We start from the raw sequence: 12,464 nt of genomic DNA on the forward strand, positions 1-12,464 counted from the left end.
TTAGCCGCCTTTCGAGATTTTGAACGGCGTGCCGAGGATCAGCCGGGTGAGCACATCAGGCCCGCCGCAAGCGATGCTTGTCCCGTTCAGGCGGGTATCCGTGCTGGCCGCTCCTTCGCTGCCAGAGGCCGTCAGTTCCACCGTAAACGGCTTCGCCGGGCCGCCTTGCGCAAGCTGAAAAACGGTAGCGCTATGGCCGTCGTTGTTGAGCAGGCAGGTATCCGGCAGGAACACCCCTTGCCCGGAAAAAGTCACCAGCTTGACCGGTACGCGGGCGCCAGGCGTCAGTCCTTCGGCGCGCGCTTCATAGCGGCGCAAGCCTTGTGCGCCATCCTCGGGCCAAGGCGTGAGAGGCAGGTTCCTGCCCTGCCAGCGTAATGAAATCGGGTTGGCCGTGTCCGGCAGATTCACCAATAGGCGCGATTCGCCCAGCGCAACGAGGCGCAGCAAGGGCTTGCCGGGGGTGGCGAGATCGCCCGGCTGCACCGGCCGCGCCGCCACCATGCCATCGAAAGGCGCGCGAATGACGGCGTAGGCGAGATTCTCGCGCGCAGACCGGACGGCGGCTTCCGACGCCCGCAGGCTGTCCCGGTAGCCATCGACGGCAGCTTGGGTGCCGGACAACCGCGCTACAGCGGATGCCTCGTTGCTCTGTTCCGACTGCAACTGCTCCAGAGAGACACCCTTGATCTTGTACAGGGTATCGGCACGCGCCGCACGGTCCCGCGCCGCCTGGGCGGCAACCCTGGCGGCCGCCATATCGGCGTTCAAGGTGCCCTGTTGCAGCCGGGTACGGGCCAGGTCGGCTTCGGCTCGCAGCAACTGCGACTGGGCGTCCGCATCATCCAGGCGCACCAGAATGTCACCTTTTTTGAAACGGTCGCCTTCATGATAATGAAGATCCACAACGTAACCGGTCAGGCGGCTGGCAATATTGGCTTCCTGTACCGCCTGCACATCGGCCACCAATGGCAAGGTGAGCGCGAAGCGGGCGCTGCCGAGCCGGCGCGCTTCCACCGCCACCGGCACCTGTGCCGGTGGCTTTTCCGCGCCCAGTCTGGATTTCTGGTTCCTGACCAGTATCCCGGCACCAACCAGCCCGGCGATGGTGAGAATAATGATGACGGTTTTCTTTTTGGTGAAACTCGTTGGACTCGTTTTCATGGCTTGTCCCACTGTGCGATATAGGTGTCGGGTGGCGTACCCGCCAGAACCTGGGCAGAAGACCAAGCGGCGGCGGCGCGGGCGCGGGCGTCGGCAAAGCGGTACTGGGCGTCGAGCAGGTCACGCCGCTGGCGCAGGAGGTTTTCCAGGGTTTGTGCACCCAGCCGCCATCTTTCCTGATCCACTTCTACCACTTCGCTGCGGTAGGCTATTTCCTTCTCCAGCGCTTCGGCGTCGGCGCGCGCGCTGTCATAAGCGGACTGGAGTGCGGCGATCTGGTGCCGTGCCGCCCGCAGCGCGGCGCGACGATCGTCTTCCGCGGCGAGGGCGCGCGCGCCTTCGGCGGAAGAGCGCAGATAGGCTCCTGGGTCGAGCGGGATGCTCACCCGTCCCATCAGGCTCCAGGTATCCATGTCGCCCCCGCCGCCCTTGTTGTTGTAATAATCCGCGCCCAGACTGAAGGTCGGCAACAGGTTGCGGCGCACTTCGCTGGCACCCGCCTCGGCGGCGCGCGCGCGTCTCTCGGCCAGGCGGGCCGAGAGCGTGGCGTCGGCATCGAGCGGATTCCACTCGGGGACTGGAATACGAAGAGAGCCAGTCTCGGGGTCGATGCCGCTGGCGTCGATCAAATCGGCGCGTGTCTCGCCCAGGATGCCCTTGAGCCGTGCCTCGTCGGCGGAAATTCGCGCCACTTCGCTTTGCGCCAAACGCACATCTATTTCGGCGGCACGACCCAGTTCGGCCTCCTTGCGCACCCGTTCGGCACTGGCCTCGACCCGCTCGCGCTGAATGCGCAAGGCGTTGGCCTGAACTTGCAGCGCCTGTTTGCGGACATAGGCGTTGCCTGCCTGGTGCAGGCGCAGCAAGGTTTCCTGGCGCGCCAGCAGTTCCGCGGCTGCGAGATTGTTCTTGAGTTTTTCGCGCGAGGCGGCAATCACGCCGAACACGTCCACCGGCAGCGCATAACTCACGCCATAGCGGATGATGGCATCGTCCTTGTATAGCGGCGCGGTCTGTCCCGGCACGTAGATCCCCACCACCCGCTGGCCCTCGTAGCGGGTGCGGTCGGCGATCAGGCTGCCGCGGCCGAGATACTGGGCGGTCGCCGCCGACAGATCGTCCTGTGCCCCTTCCACCTGCCGATTGCGCGCCCCCACCGCAGGATGGTCGAGCGCTGCGCGCAGCACGTCGCCCAGTTCACCGGCTGCAGCCGGGCCACAAACAGCCACCAAGGCAAGCAGCAAGGCAGCAAGTTCTTTTGGCAGAAACAGGGAAGTTTTCATCACTATCGTCCCAGCCAGCTTTCCACCTTCTTCCGGTCCGGGATTCCGCCAGCATGCACCACCTTGCCGCCGATCACCACGCCCGGCGTGGATAGGACGCCGTAGCTCATGATGGACTGGATGTCCTCCACCTTGTCGAGCTGAACCGCTACGCCCTTTTCGGCGGCGATGTCCTCGATCAGTTTAAGGGTGGTCTTGCAGTTGGCACAGCCGGTACCCAGCACTTTGATTTGCATCATGTCGATCTCCTTGTTCCGTTTCAGCCGCCGCAGCAGGTGCCGGATTTTTTCCCGCCGCCCAGCATTTTGCTGGCCGGGCAGAAGCCGGTGAAGGTAGACTGAAACGCCATGAAACCAACAAAGGCCGCCAGCCACAGCCAGGTCGGGGCGAGCAGGTTGATTTGCCCGGTGACCTGCGTCAACACCAGAGAAATCAGAATTATGGCCGACATCATGCGAACTGTTTTGTTACCTTTCATTGTAAAGCTCCTTTCGTTGAAAATTCATAGAACAGCGTTGAATACATAGCCCACCAGCATGATGCCGGCTGCCACCACACCAGCAAAAGTGGCGATCAGCCGGGGCTTGAGGACCTTGCGCAGGATGATCATTTCCGGCGCCGACAGGGCGATCACGCTCATCATGAAGGCGAGCACGGTACCCAGCGCCGCGCCCTTGCCCAGCAGCGCCTGGACGACGGGGATGATGCCGGCGGCATTGGAGTACATCGGCACACCGATGGCTACGGCGGCGGGCACCGACCACCAGGGCGCATCCTTGCCCATGATGCCGGCCATGAAATTTTCCGGCACATAGCCGTGGATGCCCGCGCCCAGGGCGACGCCCAGCACGATGTAAATCCATACCTTGCCGACGATCTCACGCACATGGTGAAAACCTTGTCCGATGCGCTCGCCCCAAGTCATCCCGGCCTCCAGCAGTGCCACCGGCGCTTGGCTGTTTTGCATGGCGCGCACCCAGTCTTCCAGATGGTGTTCCATCTTCAACTCGCCGATGACCAGGCCAGAGGTAATCGCGATCAGCAGGCCCATGCCCAGATAGAGCGCCGCCACTTTCCAGCCGAACATGCCGAATAACAGCGCCAGCGCCACTTCGTTCACCATCGGCGCGGAAATCAGGAAGGAAAAAGTCACCCCCAGCGGCACCCCGGCCTGCAGGAAGCCGATGAATAGCGGCACTGCGGAACACGAACAGAATGGCGTGACGATGCCCAGGCTGGCTGCCATGACATTGCCCACACCCAGGCGTTTGCCGGAGAGCATGGCGCGGGTACGTTCCGGCGAGACGAAGGTATGGATGATGCCCATGACGAAGACGATGCCGGTGAGCAGCAGTAGTACCTTGGGCGTGTCGTAGAAGAAGAATTGTAGCGCCCCGCCCAGACGGCCATCCCGCGCCACCGGCAAAGCACCGACCAAGCCTTCGGAAACGGGAATCAGGGTCTGGTAAAGCGCGAACCACAGCGCGCCCACCAAGAACAAAAAAAACAGCGGCTGATGAAAGTGCCAGCGTTTCAACCTGGTAACAAGTGCTTGCATGAGTGCATCTCCATGGGTTTATCGGGTAAGCAAGATGTGCCCTATGGATAAGAAGACGAACGGCCTGTCAAAAGGATGCAGGTCAATTTGGCAAGCTGCCAAAACAAACGCTAAATCAGGCCTGCGGTGCGCGAGGCACGAAACAACATACCTTGCCCGCCTCATCGAAGCGTACCTGACAGGCTTGGGTCAGGTGCTCACGCAACCGCTTGCGCGCCCGTTGCACGCGGGACTTGGCGCCAGGCAGGGAGATGCCCTTGATCCGGGCGTAGTCTTCCTGGTTCAACCCCTCCAGATCGCACAGGGTAATGACCTCGCGATCTTCCTCCGATAATTCCGCCAAGGCGCGCGGCAGGCAGACCGCCAGGCTGTCTACGGCGGCGAGTTCGTTGGCCTCGGAAACCAGATCGTCCGGCAGTTCGACTTGCTCTTTTTTTAGGCGCAGGCGATCCGCCAAGGCATTGCGCGCCACTTCGAACAGCCAGGCGCGGGCGTTGCTGATCTCGCAGAATTTCTTGTCCTGGCGCAGCGCCTTGAGGAACAACTCCTGCACCATGTCTTCGGTGTCGGGGGCGTTGCCCATACGGCCGCGCACCCAGGCGCGCAGTTCACCCTCGTGGCGGTGCCAGGCGGTCATCAGGCTGTCCATGCCCTTCTACTGGCGTACTTCTAATTAAGTCCGAAACGCTGCTTCAATTCGGGTATCAGCCTTGCCCGAATCTCGTCCCGCACCTTGACGAAGCTTTCCAGCGGTTCGCCGTGGGGATCGTGAAACGGCATGTGGATGGCGGGAATCGGCTTGGGGAAGATGGGGCAGGACTCTTTGGCGTTGTCGCACACCGTCACCACCAGGTCAATGGACTCGTTCATCACGGCGTCCACGTCCTTGGGGTAAAGTCCTTCCGTGGCCATGCCGCCCTCTTTCAAAGCCGCAATGGCGCCGTCCGCCACCTTGGGCTGAGGCCGGGTACCGGCGGATAGCGCGCGCACTTCCGGGCCGAGATCGTGGTTGACGAGGACTTCAGCCATCTGGCTACGGCAGGAGTTGCCGGTGCAAAGAATCAGTACGGTTTTGGTCATGTTGTCCACTCCTATGCGCCCAGCCATTCGTCGATCTTGGCCTTGCTCGGCACGCCGCCGGCATGCACCACCTTGCCGTCGATCACCACGCCGGGCGTGGACATCACGCCATAGCCGAGAATGGCGGCCATGTCCTCGACCTTTTCAAGTTTGACTTCGATGCCCTTGGCTGCCGCGGCTTCCTCGATCTGCTTGAGGGTGGTTTTACAGTTGGCACAGCCGGTGCCTAGTACCTTGATGTCTTTCATTTTGATCTCCAAAAATAGGTAGGGTGGGAAAAGCATGGCGTTTCCACCTGTCGGAAGGTGAATATTAACAACAGGAATTACCTTTTGCCGTAGGCACGCAGCAGGAGCCCTCGGTTACGGTAGCAGGCTCGGCTGCGGTATTCGCGGCTGGCACAAAGGCATCGTTGAATTCACTGTCGATCATCTGCCCAGCTTCATCGCGAAGATGGCGGGCAATATCCACCACGATGTCGATTTGCGCGTCCGACACACCCAAACTCCGCAGGCGTTCAAGCTGGCAAAGCCCCTTCTTGGGGTGGTTGGCGGCGATGTTGGCGGCCAGCGACACCAGCGCCACGATGGAAGGATGGAGGGACGAATCAGTCATGAAAGAACTCCTTTGAATTACAGAACAGCGTTGAATACATAGCCCACCAGCATGATGCCGGCCGCAACCACGCCGGCGAAGGTGGCAATCAGCCGGGGCTTCAGAACCTTGCGCAAAATGATCATTTCCGGCGCCGACAGTGCGATCACGCTCATCATGAAGGCGAGCACGGTGCCCAGCGCCGCACCTTTACCCAGCAACGCTTCGACGATGGGGATGATGCCGGCGGCGTTGGTGTACATCGGCACGCCGATGGCAACGGCGGCGGGAACCGACCACCAGGGCGCATCCTTGCCCATGATGCCGGCCATGAAATCCTCCGGCACAAAGCCGTGGATGCCCGCACCCAGCGCAATGCCGCCGAGGATGTAGGGCCACACCTTGCCGACGATCTCCTTGATGTGCGCCACGCCGGCGTCGATGCGTTCCACCCAGGAAGGACGTTCCAGCACCAGATCTACCGCATTGCCGACCTGGATGGCGCGCACCCAGTCTTCCAGGTAGCGTTCCATCTTGAGTTCGCCGATGACCAGGCCGGCGACGATCGCCACAGTAAGCCCCAGGCCAAGATAGAGCGCCGCCACCTTCCAGCCGAACAGGCCGAACAGGAGCGCCAGCGCCACTTCATTGACCATGGGCGCGGAAATCAGGAAGGAGAACGTCACGCCCAGCGGCACCCCGGCGGATAAAAAACCGATGAACAGCGGCACCGCCGAGCAGGAACAGAACGGTGTGACGATGCCGAGCGTCGCCGCCATCACGTTGCCCACGCCCAGTCGTTTGCCGGACAGCATGGCGCGGGTGCGTTCGGGCGAGACGAAGGTATGCACGATGCCCATCACGAACACGATGCCGGTGAGCAGCAGCAATACCTTGGGCGTGTCGTAAAAGAAGAATTGCAGCGCACCGCCCAGGTGGCTCTGCGGCGAAAGCCCGGTGAGCGTCAGCAGCGCATCGGCGAAAGGCGTCAGGCTGGCGTAGGCGGCCACCCACAGAATGGTCGCCAGGACGACCCAGCCCCAGGGGGCGCGGCGGGGCATAGTTACAGTTTCACTTACACTATTCACGTTGACCACCTCTTTCGTACCATTCCTTGGAGCCGTTCACGATGCGCACCACCGACAGCATCACCGGCACCTCGATCAGCACCCCCACCACCGTCGCCAGCGCCGCGCCGGACTCGAAGCCGTAGAGCGAAATCGCCGCCGCCACCGCCAGCTCGAAGAAATTGCTCGCGCCGATCAGCGCCGAAGGCCCGGCCACGCTGTGGACCTCGCCCACGGTTCGGTTGAGCCAGTAGGCGAGCATGGAATTGAAATACACCTGGATCAGGATCGGCACCGCCAGCAGGACGATGATTAGCGGTTGATCAAGTATGGCCTTGCCCTGGAAGGCGAACAGCAGCACCAGGGTGGCGAGCAGGGCCGAGATGCCGGCCGGGTGCAGGCGCGCCAGCACGCTATCCAGCGCGCCTCTGCCCTGCAGCACCCGGCGCAGGAACTGGGCGATGGCGAGCGGAATGACGATGTACATCACCACTGAAAGGAACAGCGTGGCCCACGGTACGCTGATCGACGCGACCCCGAGCAGCAGGCCGACCAGCGGCGCGAAAGCGAACACCATGATGGTGTCGTTGAGCGCCACCTGCGACAGGGTAAACAGCGGATCGCCCCTGGACAGGCCGCTCCACACGAACACCATCGCGGTACAGGGCGCGGCGGCGAGCAGGATCAGCCCAGCGATGTAGCTGTCGATCTGCCCCGCAGGGAGATAAGGCGCAAACAGGATGCGGATGAAAGCCCAAGCCAGCAGCGCCATGGAAAACGGCTTCACGCCCCAGTTGATGAACAGGGTGACACCGATGCCGCGCCAGTGCCGCTTGACCTGGCCGAGTGCCGAAAAGTCGATCTTCATCAGCATGGGGATGATCATCAGCCAGATCAGCAAGCCGACCGGCAGGTTGACCTGGGCGATTTCCAGCTTGCCGAGAATTTGAACCGGCGTGGGTGCCAGTTGCCCCAGCGCGATGCCCGCCACGATGGCGAAGAACACCCACAGCGTCAGCCAGCGCTCGAAAAAACCCAGTTCGGCCCCCGAGGCTTTCTTGGCGGCGATTTCGCATTGGGCGCTCACCGCCTACTCTCCTTTCTCGCGCAAACGCCCGATGTCGTCGAGCTGGCGCTTGAGGGACAGCCGGTCCAGCTTCTCCACCGGCAGGCTGATGAACAGCGAAATGCGGCGGTTGAGCTGGGTGAAAGCCGTGACGAATGCCTTGCGCTTTTCTGCGTCGCTGCCCGTTGCCGCAGCGGGATCGTCGATGCCCCAGTGGGCGGTCATGGGCTGGCCGGGCCAGGCGGGACAGACTTCGCCGGCGGCGTTGTCGCACACGGTAATGACGAAATCGAATTGCGGTGCGCCGGGCAGCGAAAATTCGTCCCAGGACTTGCTGCGCAGGTTTTCGACCGGCAGTTTGCTCTTCCGCAGCAACTCGATGGCGAAAGGACTGACCGCCCCCGCCGGATGACTGCCCGCGCTCCAGGCATGGAACTGGCCCTTGCCGAGATGGTTAAGCAGCGCCTCGCCCAGAATCGAACGCGCCGAATTGCCGGTGCAAAGGAACAGCACGTTGAATGTTTTTTTGCTCATCATTACCTATCCTCAAAATAACCGATTCGTTTGCTGCTCAGGCCTTGTTGCATTTGCATGAACGCCTCGCTTCGTCCTGTTACAGCGCGAACGCTTCATCGTAAGGCTGCTCGCCTTCAGATACCGGCAGCGCCAGGTTGTTGCCCCAATCGCCCCAGCCACCGTTGTAGATGCGCACGTCCTTGTAGCCCAGAGTTTTGAGTTGCAACCAGGCCAGGCTGGAGCGGAAGCCGTCGTGACAATAGGCGTATACGGTCTTGTCCTTGGGAATGGCTTTATACATCGCCGCAATGTCGTCCAGCGATTTCCAGGTCTGGCTCTGGCCGTCCGCGCCATCCAGGCTGACGACGTTGATGGCGCCCGGAATATGGCCGCCGCGAACGGAGTGCTGTACCACCTTGCCCGTGTACATGTCGGCTGGGCGGGCATCGAGCAGAACGATATTGGGGTCGCGGCGCGCCACCACGTCGCTGTAGACATCGGTCCACTCCACTACCACGCCGGGCTTGGCGGGCTTGAGCTTGACGCTGCCGGGCTTGTGTTTGGGTTCTTCCTTCACCATGTCGTTGAATGCGCTCCACTCCACGGTGCCGCCGTTGAGGATTTTCACGTGCTTCATGTCGTAGCCGTAGAGATCGAGCAGGAAATAGACGCGCGAGGTCATCGCGGTGACGGAATCGTCGTACAGCACGATGGTCGAGTCGTTGTTCACGCCCCAGCTACGCAGGGTATGCTCGAAGGCTTCGCGCGAAGGAAAACGCATGGAGGGAATGGCATGATTGTCGCCTAGATCCTTGAAGCGCTGTACCTGCACCGCGCCGGGAATATGCCCCACGGTGAAATAACGGTGCGGGTAATAGCGGATTTCCAGCACCACCAGCTTGGGGTCTTTCAGATTCTTGGCGAGCCAGTCGGCATCGACCATGAAGTCAGGTTTGTCGCCTGCGGTAGCGGCAAAGGCCCACAGCGACAGCAAGGCTGCCATCCAGAAGCGGCGCATCACGTTATTAAGATTATTATTCGCCATCTCGTATATTCCCCATTTCAGATATAAAAAGACAAAAAAATCAGGCGGCGCAGCGCGCCGGACGGTTTGCCGCATTCGCCAGACGTTCAGCGTCCTCGCGATACGGATCACCATTGCTCACCCCTTCCACCATCAGCCCCAGCATGCGATAAGCCCATGCGGGTAGCTGTGGGTCGAGGCGGTAAAATACCCAGGTCCCCTCGCGGCGCTGCGCCAGCACGCCGGCATCGCGCAACACTGCGAGATGGCGCGACACTTTGGGCTGCGGCGCGTCCAGGGCTTGAAACAGTTCGCACACGCACAACTCCTCGTGTTTGAGGATCAGCACCAGGATGCGGCGACGTGTCTCGTCGGAGAGGGACTCGAAAAACGATTGTTCATTCATGGGGCAAAACAATATTCGCTGATTCGAATGTTGTCAAGCGTAGGGTTATTCGGGTATGAAAAGATTGGATGACATCTATTCCGTCGCAGCTTTTGCAATCGTGGCCTGCAGTCCGTCCAGCTTATTCGCCAACTCGTCCAGCCCGTTGATGTTATGCCTGGCAATGATAGCCGTCACGGTGTTGTAGCTCATGAATACTCTTCCCGCAGCATCTTCCCACACCAGTGCTTTAAGCGGGAAATCGATGGCCGATTCGGGCGACACCATCATGAAAGGCGTGCCGCCCTTGGGATTGCCAAAAATCGTGACCGTGGCAGGCTGCATCTTCATCCCGATTTTTTGCGCGCCTTCGGCGTGATCGATCTTGGCGAACACGGTCAAGCCTTTTTCTTTCAGCACCGCTTCCAGCCGGGATTGCGTATCCTGGAATCCGTGCTTGCTTGCCTGGGTTTTAATGATTTCATCCGCACTTGCCGGAAAAGTAATCGTCAACATACTCAATATGATCAACAAATACTTCATTGCTTATTCTCCTTGTAGTTGATTTGCGAAACCTCCGCAGTGCCTGGTATTGCCTGCCTTGAGTGAAACACCGCATAGGGAGCCTGCTCGGCGAGGCGCAAGGCCTCGCTGATTGCTTTACGGCCAACCCGGAATTCCGGGTCGTCGAGCGTTGCCCGATAAAAATCCGCATAGAAGGCATCGGGCTCCACCATGATACGGACTGTCAGCACTACCGCTTCCGGATGCAAGACCTTTGCATAGCCATAACGCCGGGTCTCGTCCGGCATGATCCGGGTGTCGGATTTTTCAGCCTGAAGGTTTAGGCTCACATCCCTGGCGATCAGATGACGTTCAACGGTTTGCCCAATCATCTTGCCTGACCTTGATTCCTGGCCGATTTCAACCATCACACGCGGCGTGACATAGGTTGGAAAAGCATGGCCGACGCCATGGTTGATGATTTGCAGGGTGGCAGAGACATGACCATTGGCGACGATTGGACGAGATGCTTCGATCTTGAGTCCCGATTTCACCATTTCCGGGTCGTGAATGCCGCGCCACAAATGACGCCGCTCCGGCATGTGGCATGACTGACACGATCGACCTTCACGGGCGTAACGGCTGGCACGCCATTCTTCATAGGTATTTTCCAGCAGCTTGCCGTTCAGCGCCGGGCCGTCCGCTTCGAACTGGTGACACGCGGCACAGAAACGTGAATCCTGAAAGGCGTCCGTCGCTTGCCACCCGTTGTGGGGGAGCTTTTGTGAAAGGCTGGGGGCGCTGCCGTCTTTCCGCAGTGGTCCGAAAACCTGGTGATTACGGACATGGCAACCGGCGCAGGTCAGGCCGTGGGTGTAGGAAACACCATCTTGCCGCGGAGGTATTGGTAGTGTCCCTCTAGCCAGAGCTTGCCGCAGATGCTCTTCCTGCTCGGCAAGGGGAGCATGACACCGGAGGCACGCTTGATGGTCATCGGTAGCGTCCGCCCCCATCTCCTGCACTTGTCCAAACAGCCCCGGACTCATGGCTCTGCTGTGCAGCGCGGTTTTCCAATCGTTGTATTGTTGGGTGTGGCATGTTCCGCACGATGCAGGATCGAGCGCGGACTCCAGTTGGGAATGGCCAACGGGTGGCGAGCCCTGAGCAGCAAGCGGCCGTTGCCAGTGCTTGCTGAGGAAATCGTCTATTTCTGATGCTTGGGATGCAGGTGTCGCGGTGTGGGTGGCGGATTGGGGGCCGGAATTGCAGCCGGAAAGGGTGATAAGCCACAGTCCGGCCACGATCCAGAGAACCCGGAATTGCATGGTGCGCAGGGCCCCGAATCCGCTCAGCCTCTTACTTCTTGGGCGCGCAAGGGTTGGCGGGTTTGGCCGCACAAGGATTGGCCATTTTGGGTGCGCAGGGGTTCCCCATTTTTGCAGCGCAGGGATTTGCCGCTTTCTTGCCGGACTTCATGGCTTTTGCCTTGGCAGGCGCACAGGGGTTGGCCTTCGGTGCGCACGGGTTGGCCATGCCTTCGGCCGCAACGGCGGGAAGCGCAAGAGCGGAAGCAATCAGCGCAGCCGAGCCGAGCATCAGGGTTTTACGGAATAGTTTGTGCATGGTTCTCTCCTTAAGGGTTTTTAAGATTGCGCGAATCATTTAGTCGCGCAAGGGTTGGCCGGCTTTGTCGCGCAGGGATTCGCGGGCTTGGCCGAACAAGGGTTGGCCGGCGCCTTGGCGCCCGGCTTAAAGGTCTTCTGCATATCCTGCGTATAGGCAGTGAGCGCGGCCAGTTCGCGGGAATTCCAGGGCAGCGGTTTGGCCGCCATGGGCATGACCATGCAGGCCTGGATCATCTCATCGAGGTGCACGGATTTCATGCCGGCCTTGTCCTTAGCCATCGCCACCTGGTGGGGAAAAGGCTTCGCGAAGCTCTCCTGAAAGGCGCCGTGATTCTGGTGACAGGTGTTGCAGGAAAAGCCGTTGCTCGACAGCTTGGTGTCGTTCCACAATTTTTCGCCAGCCTTGGCGAGTTCTTTGTGATCACCCGCATAGGGTTTGTAGCCCTGTGGCCGGGTGATGGACTTGGCATCGATTTCCGGTTTTCCGGCACAGGGATTGCCGGCGGCAAACGCCGATCCGCCGGAGAGGCCGCCGAGGGCGGCGGAAATTAGCAGCATGATGGACAGTGTTTTCATGGTTATTGTCTCCTTTTGATGG

18 protein-coding genes are annotated in these 12,464 nt (G+C 60.6%); all 18 read right to left on the reverse strand.

Going from position 1 to position 12,464, the window contains the following annotated elements; genetic code table 11:
* Positions 1-1,164: an efflux RND transporter periplasmic adaptor subunit gene (locus SKTS_RS11425; protein ID WP_173064841.1), complete on the reverse strand. Its 1,164-nt coding sequence runs from the start codon at positions 1,162-1,164 to the stop codon at positions 1-3.
* Positions 1,161-2,447 (reverse strand): TolC family protein, encoded by a 1,287-nt coding sequence (locus tag SKTS_RS11430; protein WP_173064844.1) that lies wholly within the window; start codon positions 2,445-2,447, stop codon positions 1,161-1,163. The genes SKTS_RS11425 and SKTS_RS11430 overlap by 4 nt, the downstream gene beginning before the upstream one ends.
* A 2-nt stretch (positions 2,448-2,449) precedes the next feature.
* Positions 2,450-2,686 (reverse strand): thioredoxin family protein, encoded by a 237-nt coding sequence (locus SKTS_RS11435; protein ID WP_173064847.1) that lies wholly within the window; start codon positions 2,684-2,686, stop codon positions 2,450-2,452.
* 20 nt (positions 2,687-2,706) lie between these two features.
* Complete coding sequence (locus SKTS_RS11440) at positions 2,707-2,925, reverse strand: YgaP family membrane protein (protein WP_173064849.1); 219 nt, start codon at positions 2,923-2,925, stop codon at positions 2,707-2,709.
* A gap of 24 nt (positions 2,926-2,949) precedes the next feature.
* Positions 2,950-4,005, reverse strand: coding sequence for a permease (locus SKTS_RS11445; RefSeq protein WP_173064852.1), 1,056 nt, complete (start codon positions 4,003-4,005; stop codon positions 2,950-2,952).
* Between the two features lie 115 nt (positions 4,006-4,120).
* Positions 4,121-4,642, reverse strand: a complete 522-nt coding sequence (gene sigZ / locus SKTS_RS11450; protein WP_173064855.1) for an RNA polymerase sigma factor SigZ — start codon at positions 4,640-4,642, stop codon at positions 4,121-4,123.
* 32 nt (positions 4,643-4,674) lie between these two features.
* Positions 4,675-5,085, reverse strand: a complete 411-nt coding sequence (locus SKTS_RS11455) for an arsenate reductase ArsC (RefSeq protein WP_173064858.1) — start codon at positions 5,083-5,085, stop codon at positions 4,675-4,677.
* Positions 5,086-5,096: 11 nt separating this feature from the next.
* The gene (locus SKTS_RS11460) at positions 5,097-5,333 is read right to left on the reverse strand and encodes a thioredoxin family protein (RefSeq protein ID WP_173064861.1); all 237 of its coding nucleotides are present in this window, start codon (positions 5,331-5,333) and stop codon (positions 5,097-5,099) included.
* Between the two features lie 64 nt (positions 5,334-5,397).
* Complete coding sequence (locus SKTS_RS11465; protein ID WP_173064864.1) at positions 5,398-5,700, reverse strand: hypothetical protein; 303 nt, start codon at positions 5,698-5,700, stop codon at positions 5,398-5,400.
* 17 nt (positions 5,701-5,717) lie between these two features.
* Positions 5,718-6,740 (reverse strand): permease, encoded by a 1,023-nt coding sequence (locus SKTS_RS11470; RefSeq protein WP_173064867.1) that lies wholly within the window; start codon positions 6,738-6,740, stop codon positions 5,718-5,720.
* Positions 6,741-6,759: 19 nt separating this feature from the next.
* Complete coding sequence (gene arsB / locus SKTS_RS11475; RefSeq protein ID WP_173064870.1) at positions 6,760-7,833, reverse strand: ACR3 family arsenite efflux transporter; 1,074 nt, start codon at positions 7,831-7,833, stop codon at positions 6,760-6,762.
* 3 nt (positions 7,834-7,836) lie between these two features.
* A complete protein-coding gene (locus SKTS_RS11480; RefSeq protein ID WP_173064873.1) occupies positions 7,837-8,346 on the reverse strand; it encodes an arsenate reductase ArsC in 510 nt (169 codons plus the stop codon).
* 79 nt (positions 8,347-8,425) lie between these two features.
* Complete coding sequence (locus SKTS_RS11485) at positions 8,426-9,373, reverse strand: sulfurtransferase (protein ID WP_173064876.1); 948 nt, start codon at positions 9,371-9,373, stop codon at positions 8,426-8,428.
* A 40-nt stretch (positions 9,374-9,413) separates the two neighbouring features.
* Positions 9,414-9,758, reverse strand: coding sequence for a metalloregulator ArsR/SmtB family transcription factor (locus SKTS_RS11490; protein ID WP_173064879.1), 345 nt, complete (start codon positions 9,756-9,758; stop codon positions 9,414-9,416).
* Between the two features lie 75 nt (positions 9,759-9,833).
* Positions 9,834-10,280 carry a DUF302 domain-containing protein gene (locus tag SKTS_RS11495; RefSeq protein ID WP_173064882.1) on the reverse strand — a complete coding sequence of 149 codons (447 nt, stop codon included), beginning with the start codon at positions 10,278-10,280 and terminating at the stop codon, positions 9,834-9,836.
* The gene (locus tag SKTS_RS11500) at positions 10,277-11,566 is read right to left on the reverse strand and encodes a multiheme c-type cytochrome (protein ID WP_173064885.1); all 1,290 of its coding nucleotides are present in this window, start codon (positions 11,564-11,566) and stop codon (positions 10,277-10,279) included. Before SKTS_RS11500 ends, SKTS_RS11495 begins: the two co-directional genes overlap by 4 nt.
* 31 nt (positions 11,567-11,597) lie before the next feature.
* A complete protein-coding gene (locus tag SKTS_RS11505; protein WP_198420352.1) occupies positions 11,598-11,864 on the reverse strand; it encodes a hypothetical protein in 267 nt (88 codons plus the stop codon).
* 35 nt (positions 11,865-11,899) lie between these two features.
* On the reverse strand, positions 11,900-12,442 hold the full coding sequence (locus SKTS_RS11510) for a cytochrome c peroxidase (protein ID WP_173064887.1): 543 nt from the start codon (positions 12,440-12,442) through the stop codon (positions 11,900-11,902).
* Between the last annotated feature and the right edge of the window lie 22 nt (positions 12,443-12,464).

It is taken from the genome of Sulfurimicrobium lacus (assembly GCF_011764585.1).
Lineage (GTDB): Bacteria > Pseudomonadota > Gammaproteobacteria > Burkholderiales > Sulfuricellaceae > Sulfurimicrobium > Sulfurimicrobium lacus.